Genomic DNA, 19038 nt, shown 5'->3' with positions numbered 1-19038 from the left:
AAAGTCCAGTGTCGACCAATAACCAATTCCATAATTTCCTGAACTTAAAAATAAATATAATTAAATTGATAATCCATTTACAAGAATGTGCATATAAATCAGTGATTGCAAAATTTTAATAAACATTTTAATATGTAATTAAGAAATTTTTTTAGTACAAAATCTTTCTTAATAATGATTAAGGAGGTCAGTAATGATTGAAATTAAAACATTAACGAATAATGATTTTAATGAGTATAAGAGACTTGTTTCGACAGTCAATGAAGAATTCACTCAAGATTCACATTATAGTCAAACAATGACTGACACCTTAATACATGACATTTTAAATCAAGGTTCACCGAAATGTATTGTATTTGGCTGTTATGAAAACGAAACACTTATCGCAACAGCTGCCTTAGAACAAATTCGATACGTTGGAAAAGAACATAAATCATTAATTAAATACAACTTTGTTACTAATAACGATAAATCGATTAATAGCGAGCTCATTAATTTCATTATTAATTATGCACGGCAGAACAATTACGAATCTTTACTTACATCAATTGTGTCAAACAACATAGGTGCTAAAGTTTTCTATAGTGCACTAGGATTCGACATTCTTGGTTTTGAGAAAAATGCAATTAAAATCGGAAATACCTATTTCGATGAACATTGGCTTTTTTATGATTTGATTAATAAGTAATACAGTTTTATATATTCTACATTTCTCATAAATTCAAATCATATAGGTTCTATTTTTCATACAACTACTCTACTATTGAGTAGTTGTTTTTTATTTGATATGATAACAATAAGTTTTTTCAGAATATTCTATGTTTTAGGGGTGTCAAAACTTAATGGTAACCGCAATTATTCATGGATTTATCTTAGCGATTGGTCTAATTTTACCTTTAGGTGCACAAAATGTATTTATTTTTAACCAAGGAGCTAATCAACCAAAATATAGATATGTATTGCCTGCAATAATTACAGCCGGGTTGTCAGACAGCTTACTTATTATTATTGCAGTGGTAGGAGTATCTATCATTATTATGTCTTTACCTGTACTTCAAGCAATTATTTATATAGTTGGTTTAATTTTCTTGATGTATATGGCTTGGACCATTTGGCATGATAAACCCTCAACAGATGGAGAAACTCAAATTATGTCTCCAATGAAACAAGTAAGTTTTGCTTTATCAGTTTCATTACTCAATCCACATGCTATTTTAGATACAATTGGAGTAATTGGTAGTAGTGCTGCATTATATAGTGGCAGCAATAAAATTGCGTTTACAATCGCTTGTATTAGCGTTTCATGGTTATGGTTCTTTTTACTCGCAATTTTAGGAAAAATGGTTGGATCAATTGATAAAACCGGAAAATTATTAACAATAATCAATAAAATATCAAGCATAATAATTATTATTGTTGCTCTGATGATATTACAAAAACTTATTCAATTATTATTCTAAAGCGTTATGTAGTTGTATTTTAAAAGCGTTATACAAAAGACATACTTGTGTCTATGTATAACGCTTTATTTATTATAAATTTGGATCAATTAACTCAACAAATTTAAATGTTCCATTGTCATATTCAAATTTCAGGATATTACAATTACCGATATTATGCTTTAATGCTTCATCTAGTTTAAGGCAATATCTTAAAAATACTCCCATTATTGTTCCATGACTCACGACTAATGCATTATTCTTTGTTTGAGACATAATGTCATGTAAAGTTTTCACAATGCGTTCTTCAACTTGTTGCCTTGCCTCTCCTTTGAAAGGAACAATTCGATCTCCGAATAAGTCCTCAGGCTTGTATAGATTATCAAATAGATAGACTGACTCACCTTCAAATATTCCAAAATGCCATTCCTTCAGTCCCTTAAAACGTTGATACGATTGGTTAGGTGCAACATTTTCAAGTGTGTCACTTGCGCGTTCTTGCGTTGATGATGCATATAAATCGAAGTTTATCCCCTTAGTTTCATAATAACTACGTGCCTTTTGAGCTTGAGCAATTCCAAGTTCTGTTAGCGGCGAATCTCCAAATCCCTGAATTAGTCCCTTAAAATTAAACAAAGTTTGTCCGTGGCGCATTAAATATAACGTTTTAGCCAACAATAACACCTCTTCAATAAAAAGTATTGATAGCTCAAAATGTATTCTCTTTTTATTAAAATGAGTACCAAATATATTAAACCATTATTTAAACTTTTTCGGTAGCGAAAACCTTTGCTTTTGATGTACATTTTTTTCATAAGTAATGATGATTTTAGTTTAAAAGATAATGTGACGGGGTAAAACGCAATGAAGAGTACAGAATTTTAAAGGAGTGAGTGTTTATGGATAATCATAATCAATGTAATTATGTGAATCCACAAAATGTTTCACTTGACTGGGAATGTTTTATAATTAGTAAAAGTGAAATGTTGTTAGATGGTGTACCAAATGAACTTATCAACACTTGGTTAGATAAAGACATTATTACACCATTTTCGATAAGAAATGATGAAATAAACTTTAAAACAAAAGATATTTGGGATGCACTAATACATCATAATTGGTACTACTCAAATTAATTTGCCATATATAAGCTAATAGCTCTATTTGTAGTTTCAATTAATTGATGATCTGTGTAATTAGACATCACATATGCTCTAATTACTTGGTGTCTTTCTTCTAATCGAGGGAATGCTTTATCTTCACTAACGTGTTCGGCCAATATACCAAATGGTGTGTTATCATTTTGAAAACCCATGATGAAATTGTAAAACGTCATAAGACTTGCCCCCTTCATTTATTAAGCGCTATTTAAAGTGTTATTATTAATCTTATCAGAAAACTAGTATTTGTAAATGTGCAAAAGTGATTTTGCACATTTTTTTGATATCTGATTCTAAAAATATTAACGAATTATACAACTTTAAGAGTTTTTAGTATGTAAATATTCTTTTCATATTAATACAATACACCCCTATATATGCTCACTTGTTTGAATTAATAAACTTTAGCATTCTGCAAATAATATTTTAAAAATAACTATACTTTTTATTTACCTATTGAAAAATAGTGTTATCATATTTATTAAGAAGCTATTTTTATACTAGTAGGTGTCAGTCATGAATAACATTTTGTTAAATGCTATCAATATAGTTATTACTACCACTTTTGTTATCTTTAATATTTTAATCACATATAATAAAGATTTAGATGATTTATGTTGGCTCCTGCCTGGTATTATCATTTGTGGTGTGATACTCATCGTATCCTTTACCATTGCAATGATAACTAAAAACTGGTTAAGTGAAATATTATTTTTTATAAATATCGTACTCGTTCTCTATTACATTTATCCTATTTTTTATAGTTTTATAGGTTAATAATTACGGTATATAAGGAGGGTTTCACATGTCTTTACATTTTGCAATTCTGTTTTGGCTAGCATTAATTTTCTTAGTTGCCGCTACGTTTATACTCGTATTAATGAAAAAAACTAGCAAAGAATCTAAAAAAGAGTCCTATTTAAGTTTCACTGTCATTCTCTATATTTTTGGATTCGCTATATTAATATACACATTTATATTTGGTGTGCTATAAATGAAATTCATTTTATATCCAGTCTGAAACGTCTCAATGATGTTTCAGACTGTTTTTTATTCTTAATAGACATTTCACACTCTCATACTTTAATATTTAAGATATGTTTTAGTCTTACAAGCTTATTAAAGATTACAATTCTAATTTAAGACTATTTACATATATTTCTTCAACAAGGAGCTTTTAAGTGAACTATATTAAACGAACGATAATTTTACTTATATTATTCGTTGTCGTATCCCCAATAAACTCACCAAAAACAATTGCAGATAATAAGTATTCAGAAATTCAAGATGACAAATTCCAATTACAACCTGGTGATATTATTGTTACAAAAGGCCCTGTCATGTGGGGATTTTTTGGTCATTGTAGTATCGCGATTGATGATAAAACGATTTTACAAATTGAGGGGCCTGGCGACAAACCAACTACACAATCCTTCGAATCTTTTAAATATAATTATGCAAGTGGCAAAAATGATTGGATGAAAGTTTATCGTTGCAGCTATCCTGGTGCAGGTAAAAAAGCGGCTGAATGGGTTAAGAAAAACTATGAGAATACAAATCATCGTTATCTAGTTACATTAAATTTGAACAGCAAAAAATTTACGTATTGTACTAAAATTATCTACCAAGCTTATAAATTTGGTGTAAGTGAAAAATCAGTTAAAAGTTATGGACTACATATTATTTCACCCTATGCAATTAAAGATAATTTTATAGATCCATACAAACTAAGGCTTGTTAAAGCTTATTAACACAGTTTCATCAAATAGTTAAATTAGTTTTTGTTTTGCAATAAATTGGGTATAGATTACAAATGATATTTCAGGAGGCCCAATATTTTGAATGAACTAACTAAAGAACAAAAGTATACAATAGCTAAATTTTACAAATTATATATTGAACGTTCGAATAAAGGAGAAACAGAAACAGTCGCTAACTTTTTTGGCGATGCTAAAGATGCACGTGAAAACTATTTTTGCGATCGTGATTATCAAGACTTCTTAACTAACTGCCAAATTTTAATTCAAAACAAATACTTAACTGGTGAAGTTTTGGACGATAACATTTACAATATTTCTATTTTAAACAAGACATTTATTGAATTCGAACAAAATTTTGGTTGAACATGAATGTCTCAACTATAAACTTTCTAACCCTATTTTAAAGCAGGAGTGAAAAACATACATGAGTGAATGGCATATTAATAATCAATCTACAAAACCTTTTTTAATACAACAAGCGGAAAAGCAATTGTCTATTGTTAAACCGTTGCCTAATGGTAGCTTCCAAATACTCACAGAAATAAATTTGGAGAATGGCAATATTAGTAACATCGATCATTCTTTACTTGTTTCAGTAGACCCCAAAGCATTAGAAATAAGTATATTTGACGCTGTAAATTAAACGCAATATTTTTATTTAATTATTTTAATGTTTCGCCTTTTAAATGAAAACAAGATTACTGAATTATTATGAGATTTTAAAAACAATAAATATTCTCAATAATTAATCAGTCTTAATAAAAAATTAACAAAAAGTTGATTAGTTAAATTATTAATTAAGTAGTAAGATATTATGCGATGTGGTATCCTATTATTGTTAAACATTTTGAGTGTTTAACATTACTTCTTGTTATCGCCATATACAGACTTTAATTCTCGTCATTATTAAAGTTCTGTATTGGCGCTTTTTTATATTCAAAATCAAAAGTCGGACAGATGAAAAGTAAAAAACTTTTCCATCAGTTCGATTTATTTTAGAACCATTATATATTGTTAAATCTCCAACTAAATTTATTGGACAAAAAAATAACGGCTAGTGCTTTTACCACACCAACTGTTATCGATTTAAAGCATAAAAAAACAGCCCTATAGTAAGGACTGTTTGAATAAGTTAAAATTACATTTTAACTACGTTTGCAGCTTGCTCGCCACGGTCGCCTTCAACGATGTCGAATTCAACTTTTTGGCCTTCTTCTAATGATTTGTATCCATCTTCAGCGATTGCTGAGAAGTGTACGAATACGTCGCTACCATCTTCTCTTTCGATGAAACCAAAACCTTTTTCTGCATTAAACCATTTAACTGTACCGTTATTCATATTGAATACCTCCGTCGTGCTTTTGCACTAAATATTTTGTAACAAATTCATAAATGAAAAGGAGAATATTCTATATAAATAACTCACATTTTTCTTCACGCTCTTTATTACTTAACTTTCATTATACACTTTTAAATATAGAAGTAAAGCATTATTTTATTTTCTGTGATAATACACATTGAACTATATAGTAACATTCCATTTTAATACTAAATTTAAAATTTTTATTTTCTAATATTAAATACACTTACTTTTGATACTATTTACTTTTTTAATTCTGAATTGATAATAAATCATATCGTGATCTAAAAATTATAAAAGTGCCACTAGCAGCAGTGACACTTTTACAATGAGCATTATTGACCTGAATCAGCGTTGTCTTCGCTCCAAATATTTAATTTCTCTTTTTTTGCTTGTGCTTCACTTTTTCTTAAAAGTTGTTCATGTGTATTGTTAGGTTTATAAACATAAGCAACTTTAGCCAAGCCTTGACGAACTAAAGCTTCGTTTACCATTTTTCCATCAGCATAAATATACGCTAAGCCACGTCCATATTTATCAGTTCTTTGACCTTTGTCAAACTCGACTTCAATTTTCTTTGCATTTTCTACCATTTTTTTCGTAAATGCACTTGCTTCAGGACCATATTTCTCTACACCTTTTTTAGGATGCTTTGTTTCAGGTGTATCAACCAATAATAGTCTGAATGTCATTGGTTGACCTTTGTACATTAATTTAACCGTATCACCATCAATCGCTTTAATTAATGTCGCAGGTTCTTTATGTAATTTTTTAGTTGAAGTTGCACTATATACTGTTGGATCTTCAGAACCACTTCTATTTACGCCATTATCTGTTTGTGATGCATTTGCTGAGCTACTTAGACTTGAAACTACAACTAAAGTTAACACTAAACAACTAGTAGCGAAATAGAAAAACCTCTTTGCGTATTGCCCTTTCGAAACATTACTGATAGCCATCCCTATAAGTAATATTGAAACGATTGCCATACATATGCCAGCACTTAATAAGTATTCTGTCATAACTAACACCTCTTTCTTTTTAGTTAATTTTAATATTAAACGTTAATTAATTATAATTATACATTTTTACAATTAATTAATAAAAATTTAATAATTATAATAAAATAACTATACTTACTTTTATGTATTTTCTATATTTTAGGTGCCAGAACTTATATATTTAGCCTTATTTGTAAAATTAAAAAGCCTACAACATGAATCGTTGCAGACTATCATATCGAGACAAAGAGGTTTATTAGTGTCTCTATATCTATGTGGAATTTGAAAAGATTATTTATAATATTTACGGGGATAAATTGTCATTTAAAAACGAGATGTATAACTTATAATTTACTTTGGATTAGCGTTGTAATCCATTATAAACCTTATCAATTTGTTTATTGAAATAGTTTTGATGCGGTTTGCTTAATGTGTTAACTTTTTGTTTGGCTTTCATCCTAGCATCAGCACTTTGTGTATCTTTATAGTTCTCTACTAAGCTTTGTGCTTCTTTAACATGATCACGTCTAATAACGCGTTTGTCACGGTCTGTGAAATGTGATGAGTCAATTTCACTATAACCAACCATAGCTCCTGATTTACCGCCCATTGTTAATATGTTGAACTCCATCAAGTTTGAATTGCTATTAGATTGAAAAATATTAATTTGAGCATGTTCAACTGTTATAACTTTCTCTTCCGATACAATTTCAGTAAATTGCTTAGTATCATTTGCGCCACTCTCTGTTACTAATGCGTTTGCGTGATTAGAATGCCATAATTGAGTTGCACAAATTACACCCATTGTTAGTACTAATACTTTCCTTTTCATTTGTTTATGCTCCCTTATTTGCTTTGATATAAAAACCGACTTTTTCACCCTGTTTTCTTCGCCATTGAAAATTATATACCAATATTTTAGAAACAATAATTAACTTGCGATGAACAAACTATTAACAATAATCTTGAGTATTATATTTATCTTAATTAATAATATATTTATTTAAGATTATGTTACTTCCAACTTTCAAAGTAGAAAAACGGTATAATTTGTTGATGGGTGTTTATTGATAAACTGCAAAAAATACAGCCTACAACCACATAGATTGTAGACTATATTTAAAATAATAGGTATTTATCATATCTCGTAAACTTAGTGCCAATTTTTATACTCGTGGTGCTGGTAAGCTACCCTTAAATTCAGGAACGTAGTGTGTAGGGCTATAACTTGGAACAGCATATTGATAATTTACATTTTTGATATTTAATGATGGTTTCCCAATTTTATAACCATTTGATTGTGAAAATGAGAAATATTTCTTCACACCTTTAACTACTTTATAAGAATAGAAGTATTTATAGTCATATGCTTTATTTACTTTAGCATTTTGATGTGTTGCTGTTGTGTTATTTTGGAAACTTGGTACATGCATACGATGTGAATTGTGACCATATGGTGGAATTACCTTGAAACTATTTATTTGTGGCACAACACAAAAGTGATTAATTTTAATGCTAGCATGCCCTGGTGTAACAAATTTATGCGCGTGATATCCAGGAACTGCAAAATGATGCTTGATAATTAAAGATTGAGATGGATGTGTATATCTAGGCGATTCTGATGGTTTAACAATAAAGTGTTTATTAATAGAATCCTTTGCATGATTTACATGTTTATGTACATGTGTTGATTTGTATGAAGTAATAACTTTCTTGTAGTGGGTTTGCGTAGTAATGAAGTGGTGGTTTACTTTGTTTTGCGTAATAAATCTATTTACTTCTGGGCCTTTAGCAACAAAATGCTTATCAACTTGTTGTGAAGCTGGATTGTTTGTTGCTACATTCACGCGATTATTGATTTCTTTGTACTCTGGCACAATGTTTCCTAACTTTGATTCTGGTACGACAAAGTTTTTATCTACAATTTTACTAGCTGCCGATGAATCTGCAATCTTATTCAATTTATCTTCAGAAGCTACAAAGTTTTTATTGTCAGTTAAATTACTAACATTTACTTTTGGCGAATTCTTAAATTCATCGTAAGCTGGAATAATTTTATTAATTCCTGATTCTGGAACTACAAATTTTTTGTCAACACTCTCTGTCACTGATGCTTTAGCGTGATTTGAATTCATAATTTGTGTAGCAAATAGCGTGCTCATAGTTAAAACTAATAATTTCTTTTTCATCTGTTATTTCTCCTTTATATAGACTCAATATTATAACCAATATAATTTCCCTGTTATATTCACTAACAGCATTATATACCAGAATTTTCAGTATAATAATTAACTTGAAGTAAACGTTGTCTTAACATTTTTATTGTTTTTCAGCTTAAAATTAATTATTGATATTGATAGTTAAGCATAATAATTTTTTCGTAATATAAAGTGAAAAAAGTAATAGTCCACACCTGTTTAGAATGTGGACTATACTAGATTGCATCATTGAAATGATGACTTTGATATTATTTATTGCTAGTTTAAAATGTTGTTATTTTTACGACAAACTCATTATTTGCTTTGCAGCCATGCATTAATTATTTGCCATTATATACTTTATTGATTTGTTTATTAAAACGTTTTTGATGACCTTCACTTAAAGTATTTACTTTTTGTTGTGCATTTATTCGGTCTTTATAACTATGTGTATCTTTATAATTATCAACTAACTTTTGAGCTTCTCTAACGTGTTCACGCTTAATTACACGCTTCTCACGTTCAGTTAGATGAGAAGAATCAATTTGACTTATACCAACCAGTGATCCTGATTTTCTACCAGGTAAAGCAGACGTTTCTTCAAATTCAACAACATTATTATGCGTGTGATTTGAAGTTGTTGGTGATTGATGCGTTGTTGTGAAATCATGACTTTCACCATTTAATCCAGCCAATTGTTTTGGTGCATTATAAATAATTTGTTGCTGAGTTTGACGCTCAACTGTAGGCATTGGTACCTGTGTCGTTGTTTCAGTATATGTAGTCGGTGATGTTGGTTTCTTTGTTGGTGCAGAAACCACAAGTTTCTTGTCGTTTTCGTTGTCAATACGTTGTTTATGCTCAAAATCATATTCTAATGACACTACAGGTGTTTTCTTAATTTTTTGATTATCCAAAAATCTCGCTTTTCTTTCTTCTGCTCTTTTATCATATTCAGCTTTTTGTTGTTCAGAAACTTCTTGAGATGCAGGTTTGTGATTTTGAGTATTTAAACTTCTTTTACTTCTCTTGCTTCTTTTTGATTCATCACTTTTTGCTGCTTCAGTGTCAGATTTTAATTGAGCCATATTTTTATGATTTTTCTCTTCTTGTTTTTCATCTTCTAAAACAGGAATATTATTAGGTCTTGTTTTATCTATATCACTAAAAAATTCATCAATTATGGTTTCTAAGTCTTCTTTTTTATTTTCTAACATCCTTTTGTTAACTGCTTTTTTATTTGCTCTTTCTTCATCTTTATATCCCATAATTAAATCTAACTTACTATATAAACTTTCAACATCATCTCTATAGTTTTGATAAAATGTTTTACCTAACATTAATATCTGATTTTCTAATTTGTTTAATTCTAAGTCGCACTTTAATTGCTCCTCTTCATTAAAGTCTTTCAATTCAGGGTTATCTTTTTTTATATCTTCAATTTCTTTTAAGAACTCCTCACTTTGTTTTTTCAAAGTATTAAATACACTTTCATATCTTTCATGAGATAATCCTAGATAATCTAAATTATCAGTATTTCCATTTTTTATTTTTTTCTCTTCACTAAAAAATTTCTTCAAAGCCTCATCTTCAGCCATAAATCTCTGTTGATATTTTTTCATAGCTTCTTTATATTCAGGATTATCAAATCTTTCATTATCTAAGTTTGGAAAGGACCATATTAAATCATCCAAGCTTTTCTTATACTCTTCTACTGTTCTAGATTTATTTTTATTATTAGTCAGTTTCAACGACTAGATACATATGGATTCTTCTCCCCAGAAACCACTGCACTCGCACGATTACTTTCCCAAATTTGTGATACACATAATGCTCCCAATGATAAAACTAGCAATTTATTTTTCAACTGTATTTTCTCCTTAATTTTCCCTAATTAACAACCTACCTTACACCCTATTTTTTCGCCAAGCCAAATTATATAACATCTACCTTTTTAAAATAATTAACTGTTGATGAATTAATTATTAATTATATTCAAACAATATATTTGGAAAATCCAAGTAAAAAAGCCACCTTTTAAGGTGGCTTCTTCATGAATCATATGATTAATTTAATATCATTATTACTTATTTCTTATCTTTATTTTCTTTTTTTCTTCTGAAAAGTAGTAATGAACCTATTGATGCTAATAATCCCCAAATTAGTGACGTATTTGCTTCATCTTCAGAACCTGTATCTGGTAATGGTTCTTTACTATCTTTAGCCTCATTTTTATTAGAAGCATTAGTACCATTTTTAGGTGAATTAGGCGGAACTACATTATTGTTAGAAACTGACTCGGAATCGCTATTTGAATCACTTTCTGAGTCGGAATCACTTGATGAATCGGAGTCACTACCTGAGTCTGAATCACTCGCTGAATCCGAGTCACTATCTGAATCTGAGTCACTGTCTGAGTCGCTGTCTAAATCTGAATCGCTGTCTGATTCTGAATCGCTATCTGAGTCCGAATCGCTATCTGAATCCGAGTCGCTATCCGAGTCTGAGTCGCTATCTGAATCCGAGTCACTGTCGGAGTCGGAATCACTATCTGAATCCGAATCACTCGCTGAATCCGAATCACTGTCTGAGTCTGAGTCACTGTCGGAATCTGAGTCACTGTCGGAATCTGAATCGCTATCTGAATCCGAGTCACTGTCGGAATCTGAGTCACTGTCGGAATCTGAATCGCTATCTGAATCTGAATCGCTGTCTGAATCTGAATCGCTGTCTGAATCTGAGTCGCTATCTGAGTCGGAATCGCTATCTGAGTCGGAATCACTGTCGGAATCTGAATCGCTGTCTGAGTCGGAATCACTGTCGGAGTCAGAATCGCTGTCTGAGTCGGAATCACTGTCGGAATCTGAATCGCTATCTGAATCTGAATCGCTATCTGAATCCGAGTCACTGTCTGAGTCAGAATCGCTATCTGAATCTGAGTCACTGTCGGAATCTGAGTCACTGTCTGAGTCAGAATCGCTATCTGAATCCGAGTCATTGTCTGAGTCGGAATCGCTCGCTGAGTCGGAATCGCTTGCTGAATCTGAATCACTCGCTGAGTCTGAATCACTTGCTGAATCTGAATCACTCGCTGAATCTGAACCACTATCTGATGTAGAATCACTACCCGAATCTGAACCGCTATCTGAATTAGAATCGCTGCCAGAATCTGAACCTGGGTCAGAATCTGAATCCTCTGGAATTGGTTCAATTTCACCAGGCTCATCAGGTTGTTCAGGAACAACTGGTTTATCGATACCGTCACCAGAACCTGATCCGTTATTAAATGCTACTTCGTTGTCCCATGACATAGAGCGCCAAATTATATTCGAGTTATACCCATATAAAGTTGAACGTAAAGCTAAATCACCTTTGCTATTCGGATCAATATGACCATTAACAACTACTATATACGGTGTTGTAATTTGATCATCAGGCGTATTAAACTCTACTTTATATTGATTTGGATTTGGGAATGTAATATTCACACTATTAGTGACATCCTCAAAGTTTTCTGGATTCACAAAGTAACTTTCAGATAAATCAGCTGCATTATCTACTTTATATACTTTAATACTTGTATTTTGCTGATCTATTAATGCATTACTATCCGTATTTGGTTTTAAATTACCTGTTAAAACCGGCGCAATAACGTTATCTCCACTTGGATTGACATAAATTGTCTGACGATACGTATTATTTGTTTTATCGATTTGGTCAATTGTACCTTTAATAGATAAGTTATAAAACTTACCATATTTTTCATAATCTACTAATACTGTTTTGTTTGCTGTTGTACTACCTATGCCAGTAGCCAATGTCACATTACCTGTCTTTTTAACATTTTCAGGGTCAATATAAGCGGGCATGGTCAAAGTTGCTTTTACATCATCTTTAGTATTTACATAGTCTGTAAATGTATAAATAACATTACCATCACTATCGATTACACCATTTGCCAATACTTGATCTCCAGCCATAATTGGTGGCACTTTAGCAGTTGAAGTTACACCATTTAAGTTTAATTCTTTAGGTACAGTTATTTTGAATGTGTCACCTTTAACAGCAGAATTAGGCACTGAAAAACCATAATTCAGTTTGACATAACCTGCTTGGTGCGGATACACAGTCGTACCAGAGTCAATACCAACTGTCACATTCGTCAACTGATTCGTAATATCTGTGCCAGCTACCGGTGCATCTGCAGCTACTGCCGCTAAACTAAATGCTCTCATTCTAGGCGCACTTGTATTAACCGCTTGATTAACTACATCTTTATTACTTGCATCTGTACTCTGTGGAGCTGATTCATTGTTTGAAGGTGTTGCTTCAGTTGAAGTATCTTGCGTTGTTGAAACATTTTCCGCATTTGTAGAATTTTGAGGTGAATTTACAGATGATACTGTATTAGTATCATTAGAAGTCGTTTCATTACTTGTTTGATTCACTAATTCCTCCGCATTTGTATTGCTTGATTGAGTTGTTGCCGGTGTATTAGCTTGATTCGTTGTCGTAGTAGTAGCTTCACCAGTTACCGGCGTTTCTTCCGTAGTTGCATTTGTTGATGATGATTGTGTCGTTTCCTGTTGTGCTGGATTTTGCGCCACACTCGTTTCGCCATTATTAGTGTTTGACGATGTTTTAGTATCACTCACGTTTGTGTCGTCTGTTTTAGGTGCAGCACTAACGCTACTTGAATCATTACTTTTGCTTTCGTTACTTGCGCTATCAGATTGCGTAACACTATTTTCACTTGCATCTGCTTCTTTACTGCTGAGTAGTCCAAAACCGATTAACGTACCTACAAGCACTGAAGCCACGCCAATCGATTTTTTCCGAATTGCGTGTTTTTCTTTTTTCTTCATATTCATTTTATTCCCTCTTTTTAAAAAGTCATTTTATATTAACTATATACCCTTTAAAGATATATTTAATCTCTGTCAATGGAATTATACACTAAAATTGCATTATAGCAATTAATTTGTATCGATATTTTATTATCCACAATAATACTTTACTAACAAACATTTTATTTATTGCTATTTTAAGAATTACAAACGACAACGTACGATTTGATTGCAAACATTTTTTATTATTAATATGAACTCTACCTAATGTAATCCTAGCTTGAAATCATATTTTTTCAAAAGCAGATGTGTAATTTATGGTACCTGTTTTTCCCGCTAAACTGTTCACTTTTAATTCTTTAATTAAAAACGCTTCGTCTGGTATACCATCATATGGTGGATAAATGTCGTACATACTTGCGCGTTGATATCCTAGATTGGCATAATACGTCGGCCATCCTAATACACTGATAAAATTATATCCTTTTAATATTGCTTCTCGTTCTAATGCTTGAATCAATCGCTTCCCAATACCTTTATTTTGATGATGAATATCAACAGATACAGGTGCTAACACTAATCCAATTTCCCGTTGTGCCTCGTTATCAAGATAAACTTCACTTAGTAAACCGTGCCCTACAACTTCATTTTGAAGAACAGCTACTAATTCTAAGGTATTGTCATACGTATCACTTAGACGAATTTGGTCTACTAGCTCTGATTCATTACCATAACCATGTTCACTATTTTCAAATGCCGTTCTAATTAACTGGTCCACTTGAGCAAAGTCATGTTGATGTATTTGTCTAATTTGCATCTTTGCCCCTCCTTTTAGTTCTATCTTATAGAAAAATGCATTACAACATAAAGTAATATTTTATAGTAATGACGCCATTATTTCATTAAAATTGAATGATATTTTTCGCAATAAACAACTACCCTCTTAAATCAATTTTTAGATAAACTGCAAATCATAAATTTCTTTATTATTATAAGTATTAAAACGGTCGATTTGACCTTTTAATATAACTTCCTGTTGTTTGCGACTTACATTATGATAATAAGTCATACGTACATTCAAATCAGCTTCATGACCATTGTTCTCAATCGTTCTTTCTAATTCTTCGTACACATTTTTATTAATTGGTAACATGTACCCTTCTTTACTAGGTAAAATATGCACGTATTTTTTCTGAATGACTTTATCCTTCCCCAATAAAACCTCTATTGCAATTTTTTTAGCAGCACCGCCACCTAAATTATATAGTTTAATATAATCTTTATGATGATGCTCTTCTGTTGCCGAATTCATTATATTAAGTTGATCCTCCTCCCTTTCTAATAAAATTTGGTTAAAACCTAAAGCTGGCAGAAAGCTAATTTTCATTTGATAAAGTTGAACTGAAACTGATACAAAATAAAATAAAGCCATAATAAATGTTCCAATAGATCCTATAGCTGAAATAATGTTAATCATTAAGATATCAACCCTCCCATAAGAAATTTATATGATTAATTTCAAACTGAAAAAGCATTTTACTTAATCGTTTATATCCAAAAACAATCATTTTAAACGTTATATTCGACTGCTCATATAAAAAGTTTTGCTTTATAGCCTTAAGTAATTTTTTAACCATCAAGTACGATTATTATTACGGCAATCTATTTGTATTGACTAAAAAATACAATAACGCTTTTAAGAGCTCCCATCTTTGACCAGTATTTTCCAAATTAATAACACGTCTTCTTCAATACATATTTATCTCATACAAATAAGTTGATTTTTTTATTTTTACAAACGTAATTTCTTAACAAATCAAAATTTTACATTTAAATCTTTCGATATATTACAAGTTTTTTTAAAAAAGTAATATATTTCTATCAATAAAAGTAATATAATATTAGTAATTATAGTTTCATTAATTTATTGCAACAATACATAGGATCATTATTACAAGAATTATTTAATATCATCTTAGAATCTCACAAAATATCAACTTTGTTTAATTACTCAAAATGATAAGTCATTTAGAGTTTTTAAAATAAATTTTTGCGAAATAAAGGAGACATGTTAAATGAAAAAAGTAATGGGGATATTATTAGCAAGTACACTTATCTTAGGTGCTTGTGGACATCATCAAGATAGTGCAAAAAAAGAGAGCACTAGTCACAAAAAGAAAGAAAATGACAATGAAGAATTAAATGAAGAACTTAAAGAATTTAAAAGCAAAAAAAATATGGATATAAAAATTAAAGGCGATACTATTGTTAGTGACAAATTTGAAGCTAAAATAAAAGAACCGTTTATCATCAATGAAAAAGATGAGAAAAAGAAATATATCGCTTTTAAAATGGAAATTACTGCTAAAAAAGACGATAAAGATTTAAATCCATCTTCTATTTCTCATGACTATATTAATATCACTCAAGATGATAAAAATACAGTAAATAAATTAAGAGATGGTTATCTTTTAAGTGATAAAAAATATAAAGATTGGACAGAACATAACCAAGATCAAATTAAAAAAGGCAAAACTGCACAAGCCATGTTTATCTATGAGTTAAGAGGTGATGGAAATATTAATTTAAATGTCCATAAATACTCAGAAGATAAAACAGTTGATTCTAAATCATTCAAATTTAGTAAACTTAAAACCGAAGATTTTTCTCATAGAGCGGAAACAAGAGAAGAAGTAGAAAAGAAAGAAAAAGAATTTGAAGAAGAGTACAAAAAAGAACAAGAACGAGAGAAAGAAAAAGAAAAGCAAAAAGATGACGACCACAGTGGTTTAGATGAAGTATAAATTTGGTTTGTTGATTGTCTTACATTCAGTTATTTAATTTTTAGAGAAACTGACTTATTTATAGCTTAGCCAACATGATACTATAAAGCTATGATTAAAAATAAAAAATCTGTGTTTAATGGTGTTAAAGAAATCAGTCCCCGTGCCGGAAAATCATAAAAAAAAGATGGGATAAATTTGTAAATCCCGCATTGAATAATGCATTAAAACAAGAAGAGGCTACATGGGGAAATGTACAAGGTCAAGTTTCACAAGCATTGATGGGAACTGGTATTAAAGATTCTACTGCAAGAAGCATAGGGTTTTGGGTTTCCCAAGTTGGTCAAGCATTAATATAAAAAGAGTGTGATAAAATGAATAATGAAGAATTAGAAATGAGATTGTTATTAATGAAACAATCAATAGAACAATTACAAGAAGAACTAGCGCCTAACTTAAAAACTAGAGATTTAGTGTTATTAAGATATATGTATTCATATAAAGAAATTAATATGCTAGATTCTTACTTGTTCCAATTGGCTACAAATAAAGAGCAAATAACAAAAAAACAATTTAAAACAAAATTGGAAAACATTAGAGAAGTACCAGAAATACCTATTAGACAAGTTAATGATATATTAGAAGGTTATAAAAATAGTGAGTTATATGTTGAGTTGATAAATAGCATCCTAAAATAAAAATAAACATACTAAGATTAGCTATGAAGGAATCTATGACGATAGATTTTTTCATAGCTATTTTTTATAGTTATAAAGAGGAGTAGTCTGTTCTGACTCTTGGATTTTAAATATGTATAATAAACAAGTAAGCTTTACTCTCGCCTTTTAAAATTCGTTTGTAGTATGTTGGGTTCTTAAAATCGTGAATAGGAAAATGCAATGAGAAAGGTTAAGTAAAGTTTTTAACTTCTCATTTATTCAATGGAAAATTTTTTATCGATTACTTAGACATTAATATTAGTAAAAGAAGTAGTGTAGTTGCAAATTATAAAAACTAAAAATTCCAAAAAGAGTTTATCATCCAAAACAATAAAAATGGCTACAATGGTATGTTGTGAAATGCATTTCTTAACTACGACTTCTTTTATTTCCGTCTCGTCAACTATTGCTGATTGTGTTAATAGGCATATTGATTCTAATGAAAATATCAAAACTCGGCTCATCTCTTTATAACTACACCCACTTAGTGACGTAACAAAAATGAAAAGTTCTTTTTCAGTAGCCATTTATCCAATTAAGTGTAGACGATTCACATTTTTATATTGACATATATAACATGGAGAATTTTTTGCGTATAAAGAAGTTTCTTCATGAACAATGTTGAATGTAAAACTCAGAATCCAACTTTTTTGACACTTATTTGACACACATCACTGTCCCCTTATATCTCAAAAACTAATTCATAATCACTTATTACTCTTTCCTCCATCAAATAAACACCTATACAAACACTGCTATATCAATACTCACAACAAATTCTGCAATGCATTATCCCCTGAAAAACACAAAATAAAAAAGCCCACAACCACAAAGGCTGTAGGCTACAAATATGGAGACGGCGGGATTTGAACCCGCGTCCAAAGGTCCTGATACACATCTTTCTACGTGTGTAGTTTATCGATAGGTTTCGCATCATGAAAAGTGATAAACAACCAACATGATGCTAGTTTGATTAAGTTTCTTCTAAACAGACTTCAAACGGCAGTGTTTAGCATATCCTATTAAGGTTGAATCGCGTTAACAGCACATAGGAAATGCTGTTAGGCGATGCAGAGTGCGATTAGGCAGCTACTGCGAAATTATTGTTTGATTTGCCAGTTATTATAAACTGTGTGTGTTGATGACGAAGACAACCCTCCGACACGCTTAATGAGCTCGGGGGACCCCTGTCGAATCCATGAACGTCCCCGAAATAATAAATCAAACAAATCATACTTTTGTAATTTACAAAAGCACATATAACTATATCAAATATAGCCCGATTAAGCAACTAAATCGCTTAATAACGGGCTTTCATATCGCGCGCAACATCTCGTTTGACTGCTTTTTCTTTCAAAGCTTGACGTTTATCATATTTTTTCTTACCTCGTGCAACACCAAGTAATACTTTACAATGTCCATGCTTCAAATAAAGCTTTAACGGCACAATCGAATAACCAATCTCACGTGTTTGATCACCCAATTTAATGATTTCACGCTTGTGCAATAATAATTTTCGAGAACGAAGAGGATCGTGATTAAAACGATTCCCTTCTTCGTATGGTGCTATATGCATATTATTCAAATACATTTCACCGTTTTTAACTTGCGCATAACTATCTTTAAGGTTAGCACTACCTCGGCGAATTGATTTTATTTCTGTGCCTTGCAATACAATTCCCGCTTCAATCGTATCTTCAATATTATAATCATGTCTTGCCTTACGATTTTCCGCTAATGTACCTGGTGATTTCTTCTTAGCCATTCATAC

Annotated in this window: 23 protein-coding genes, 1 other RNA gene and 1 pseudogene; 11 read left to right on the top strand and 14 right to left on the bottom strand. The window is 30.8% G+C overall.

Going from position 1 to position 19038, the window contains the following annotated elements:
* Window positions 1-193: 193 nt before the first annotated feature.
* Window positions 194-688 carry a GNAT family N-acetyltransferase gene (locus JG553_RS01545; RefSeq protein ID WP_000569884.1) on the top strand — a complete coding sequence of 165 codons (495 nt, stop codon included), beginning with the start codon at window positions 194-196 and terminating at the stop codon, window positions 686-688.
* Window positions 689-842: 154 nt separating this feature from the next.
* Window positions 843-1460, top strand: a complete 618-nt coding sequence (locus JG553_RS01540; protein WP_000255561.1) for a LysE/ArgO family amino acid transporter — start codon at window positions 843-845, stop codon at window positions 1458-1460.
* A gap of 72 nt (window positions 1461-1532) precedes the next feature.
* Here the strand turns inward: JG553_RS01540 and JG553_RS01535 are convergent, their stop codons facing one another.
* Window positions 1533-2114 (bottom strand): histidine phosphatase family protein, encoded by a 582-nt coding sequence (locus tag JG553_RS01535; protein WP_001140693.1) that lies wholly within the window; start codon window positions 2112-2114, stop codon window positions 1533-1535.
* Between the two features lie 224 nt (window positions 2115-2338).
* Between JG553_RS01535 and JG553_RS01530 the strand changes: the two genes are divergently transcribed.
* On the top strand, window positions 2339-2575 hold the full coding sequence (locus JG553_RS01530) for a hypothetical protein (RefSeq protein WP_000368687.1): 237 nt from the start codon (window positions 2339-2341) through the stop codon (window positions 2573-2575).
* On the opposite strand, the gene JG553_RS01525 is transcribed toward JG553_RS01530, so the two are convergent.
* A complete protein-coding gene (locus tag JG553_RS01525; RefSeq protein WP_000145163.1) occupies window positions 2572-2775 on the bottom strand; it encodes a sterile alpha motif-like domain-containing protein in 204 nt (67 codons plus the stop codon). The two genes, JG553_RS01530 and JG553_RS01525, sit on opposite strands and share 4 nt — an antisense overlap.
* A 340-nt stretch (window positions 2776-3115) precedes the next feature.
* Here JG553_RS01525 and tsaA point away from each other — a divergent pair, with 340 nt between their 5' ends.
* The 5 genes from tsaA to JG553_RS01500 all read left to right on the top strand — a co-directional run bounded on the left by tsaA (window position 3116) and on the right by JG553_RS01500 (window position 5002).
* Entirely contained in the window at window positions 3116-3376 is a 261-nt protein-coding gene (gene tsaA / locus JG553_RS01520; RefSeq protein WP_001059690.1) for a type II toxin-antitoxin system antitoxin TsaA, read from the top strand.
* A 28-nt stretch (window positions 3377-3404) separates the two neighbouring features.
* Complete coding sequence (gene tsaT, locus JG553_RS01515; protein ID WP_000052078.1) at window positions 3405-3593, top strand: type II toxin-antitoxin system toxin TsaT; 189 nt, start codon at window positions 3405-3407, stop codon at window positions 3591-3593.
* A 187-nt stretch (window positions 3594-3780) separates the two neighbouring features.
* Complete coding sequence (lnsA, locus tag JG553_RS01510; RefSeq protein WP_001106654.1) at window positions 3781-4350, top strand: lipoprotein N-acylation protein LnsA; 570 nt, start codon at window positions 3781-3783, stop codon at window positions 4348-4350.
* A gap of 87 nt (window positions 4351-4437) precedes the next feature.
* Window positions 4438-4722 (top strand): hypothetical protein, encoded by a 285-nt coding sequence (locus tag JG553_RS01505; RefSeq protein ID WP_001004395.1) that lies wholly within the window; start codon window positions 4438-4440, stop codon window positions 4720-4722.
* A gap of 61 nt (window positions 4723-4783) precedes the next feature.
* On the top strand, window positions 4784-5002 hold the full coding sequence (locus tag JG553_RS01500; RefSeq protein WP_000005886.1) for a hypothetical protein: 219 nt from the start codon (window positions 4784-4786) through the stop codon (window positions 5000-5002).
* Window positions 5003-5497: 495 nt separating this feature from the next.
* On the opposite strand, the gene JG553_RS01495 is transcribed toward JG553_RS01500, so the two are convergent.
* The 9 genes and pseudogenes from JG553_RS01495 to JG553_RS01455 all read right to left on the bottom strand — a co-directional run bounded on the left by JG553_RS01495 (window position 5498) and on the right by JG553_RS01455 (window position 15405).
* Window positions 5498-5698 (bottom strand): cold-shock protein, encoded by a 201-nt coding sequence (locus tag JG553_RS01495; protein WP_001059082.1) that lies wholly within the window; start codon window positions 5696-5698, stop codon window positions 5498-5500.
* Window positions 5699-6054: 356 nt separating this feature from the next.
* Window positions 6055-6741 carry a thermonuclease family protein gene (locus JG553_RS01490; RefSeq protein ID WP_001548082.1) on the bottom strand — a complete coding sequence of 229 codons (687 nt, stop codon included), beginning with the start codon at window positions 6739-6741 and terminating at the stop codon, window positions 6055-6057.
* 340 nt (window positions 6742-7081) lie between these two features.
* The gene (locus tag JG553_RS01485) at window positions 7082-7552 is read right to left on the bottom strand and encodes a hypothetical protein (RefSeq protein ID WP_000824472.1); all 471 of its coding nucleotides are present in this window, start codon (window positions 7550-7552) and stop codon (window positions 7082-7084) included.
* A 334-nt stretch (window positions 7553-7886) separates the two neighbouring features.
* Window positions 7887-8909, bottom strand: coding sequence for an extracellular matrix protein-binding adhesin Emp (gene emp / locus JG553_RS01480; protein ID WP_000728056.1), 1023 nt, complete (start codon window positions 8907-8909; stop codon window positions 7887-7889).
* 350 nt (window positions 8910-9259) lie between these two features.
* Window positions 9260-10785 (bottom strand): annotated as a pseudogene (vwb, locus tag JG553_RS01475) (von Willebrand factor binding protein Vwb).
* Window positions 10786-11005: 220 nt separating this feature from the next.
* Window positions 11006-13789 (bottom strand): MSCRAMM family adhesin clumping factor ClfA, encoded by a 2784-nt coding sequence (gene clfA / locus JG553_RS01470; protein WP_001056233.1) that lies wholly within the window; start codon window positions 13787-13789, stop codon window positions 11006-11008.
* A 262-nt stretch (window positions 13790-14051) separates the two neighbouring features.
* Complete coding sequence (locus tag JG553_RS01465) at window positions 14052-14582, bottom strand: GNAT family N-acetyltransferase (protein ID WP_001167175.1); 531 nt, start codon at window positions 14580-14582, stop codon at window positions 14052-14054.
* Between the two features lie 138 nt (window positions 14583-14720).
* Window positions 14721-15242, bottom strand: a complete 522-nt coding sequence (locus JG553_RS01460) for a hypothetical protein (protein ID WP_000608179.1) — start codon at window positions 15240-15242, stop codon at window positions 14721-14723.
* Window positions 15243-15249: 7 nt separating this feature from the next.
* Window positions 15250-15405 (bottom strand): hypothetical protein, encoded by a 156-nt coding sequence (locus tag JG553_RS01455; protein ID WP_001790158.1) that lies wholly within the window; start codon window positions 15403-15405, stop codon window positions 15250-15252.
* 435 nt (window positions 15406-15840) lie between these two features.
* On the opposite strand from JG553_RS01455, the gene JG553_RS01450 reads away from it, so the two are divergent.
* The 3 genes from JG553_RS01450 (at window position 15841) to JG553_RS01440 (ending at window position 17246) form a co-directional block, all read left to right on the top strand.
* Window positions 15841-16569, top strand: coding sequence for a DUF5067 domain-containing protein (locus tag JG553_RS01450; protein WP_000757406.1), 729 nt, complete (start codon window positions 15841-15843; stop codon window positions 16567-16569).
* Between the two features lie 191 nt (window positions 16570-16760).
* Window positions 16761-16907 (top strand): hypothetical protein, encoded by a 147-nt coding sequence (locus JG553_RS13300; protein ID WP_001057759.1) that lies wholly within the window; start codon window positions 16761-16763, stop codon window positions 16905-16907.
* A gap of 15 nt (window positions 16908-16922) precedes the next feature.
* Entirely contained in the window at window positions 16923-17246 is a 324-nt protein-coding gene (locus tag JG553_RS01440; RefSeq protein WP_001058299.1) for a hypothetical protein, read from the top strand.
* Between the two features lie 266 nt (window positions 17247-17512).
* Here JG553_RS01440 and JG553_RS01435 read toward each other — a convergent pair whose 3' ends face one another.
* The 3 genes from JG553_RS01435 to smpB all read right to left on the bottom strand — a co-directional run bounded on the left by JG553_RS01435 (window position 17513) and on the right by smpB (window position 19032).
* Window positions 17513-17794: a hypothetical protein gene (locus tag JG553_RS01435; RefSeq protein ID WP_001788408.1), complete on the bottom strand. Its 282-nt coding sequence runs from the start codon at window positions 17792-17794 to the stop codon at window positions 17513-17515.
* A 321-nt stretch (window positions 17795-18115) separates the two neighbouring features.
* Window positions 18116-18477, bottom strand: a transfer-messenger RNA (tmRNA) gene (gene ssrA / locus JG553_RS01430).
* Window positions 18478-18567: 90 nt separating this feature from the next.
* A complete protein-coding gene (gene smpB, locus JG553_RS01425) occupies window positions 18568-19032 on the bottom strand; it encodes an SsrA-binding protein SmpB (protein WP_001085185.1) in 465 nt (154 codons plus the stop codon).
* Window positions 19033-19038 lie beyond the last annotated feature (6 nt).

It is taken from the genome of Staphylococcus sp. T93 (assembly GCF_016743875.1).
GTDB lineage: Bacteria > Bacillota > Bacilli > Staphylococcales > Staphylococcaceae > Staphylococcus > Staphylococcus aureus.
Note: the sequence above shows the minus strand (reverse complement) of the source record. Positions and strands in the feature narration are given on the sequence as shown.

What these genes read in the sequence shown, in the direction of transcription:
- JG553_RS01545 (WP_000569884.1), top strand. Translation starts at nt 194, where the DNA reads ATGATTGAAATTAAAACATTAACGAATAATGATTTTAATGAGTATAAG.
- JG553_RS01540 (WP_000255561.1), top strand. Translation starts at nt 843, where the DNA reads ATGGTAACCGCAATTATTCATGGATTTATCTTAGCGATTGGTCTAATT.
- JG553_RS01530 (WP_000368687.1), top strand. Translation starts at nt 2,339, where the DNA reads ATGGATAATCATAATCAATGTAATTATGTGAATCCACAAAATGTTTCA.
- JG553_RS01525 (WP_000145163.1), bottom strand. Translation starts at nt 2,775, where the DNA reads ATGACGTTTTACAATTTCATCATGGGTTTTCAAAATGATAACACACCA.
- tsaA (WP_001059690.1), top strand. Translation starts at nt 3,116, where the DNA reads ATGAATAACATTTTGTTAAATGCTATCAATATAGTTATTACTACCACT.
- tsaT (WP_000052078.1), top strand. Translation starts at nt 3,405, where the DNA reads ATGTCTTTACATTTTGCAATTCTGTTTTGGCTAGCATTAATTTTCTTA.
- JG553_RS01500 (WP_000005886.1), top strand. Translation starts at nt 4,784, where the DNA reads ATGAGTGAATGGCATATTAATAATCAATCTACAAAACCTTTTTTAATA.
- JG553_RS01495 (WP_001059082.1), bottom strand. Translation starts at nt 5,698, where the DNA reads ATGAATAACGGTACAGTTAAATGGTTTAATGCAGAAAAAGGTTTTGGT.
- JG553_RS01490 (WP_001548082.1), bottom strand. Translation starts at nt 6,741, where the DNA reads ATGACAGAATACTTATTAAGTGCTGGCATATGTATGGCAATCGTTTCA.
- JG553_RS01485 (WP_000824472.1), bottom strand. Translation starts at nt 7,552, where the DNA reads ATGAAAAGGAAAGTATTAGTACTAACAATGGGTGTAATTTGTGCAACT.
- emp (WP_000728056.1), bottom strand. Translation starts at nt 8,909, where the DNA reads ATGAAAAAGAAATTATTAGTTTTAACTATGAGCACGCTATTTGCTACA.
- clfA (WP_001056233.1), bottom strand. Translation starts at nt 13,789, where the DNA reads ATGAATATGAAGAAAAAAGAAAAACACGCAATTCGGAAAAAATCGATT.
- JG553_RS01465 (WP_001167175.1), bottom strand. Translation starts at nt 14,582, where the DNA reads ATGCAAATTAGACAAATACATCAACATGACTTTGCTCAAGTGGACCAG.
- JG553_RS01460 (WP_000608179.1), bottom strand. Translation starts at nt 15,242, where the DNA reads ATGATTAACATTATTTCAGCTATAGGATCTATTGGAACATTTATTATG.
- JG553_RS01450 (WP_000757406.1), top strand. Translation starts at nt 15,841, where the DNA reads ATGAAAAAAGTAATGGGGATATTATTAGCAAGTACACTTATCTTAGGT.
- JG553_RS01440 (WP_001058299.1), top strand. Translation starts at nt 16,923, where the DNA reads ATGAATAATGAAGAATTAGAAATGAGATTGTTATTAATGAAACAATCA.
- JG553_RS01435 (WP_001788408.1), bottom strand. Translation starts at nt 17,794, where the DNA reads ATGGCTACTGAAAAAGAACTTTTCATTTTTGTTACGTCACTAAGTGGG.
- smpB (WP_001085185.1), bottom strand. Translation starts at nt 19,032, where the DNA reads ATGGCTAAGAAGAAATCACCAGGTACATTAGCGGAAAATCGTAAGGCA.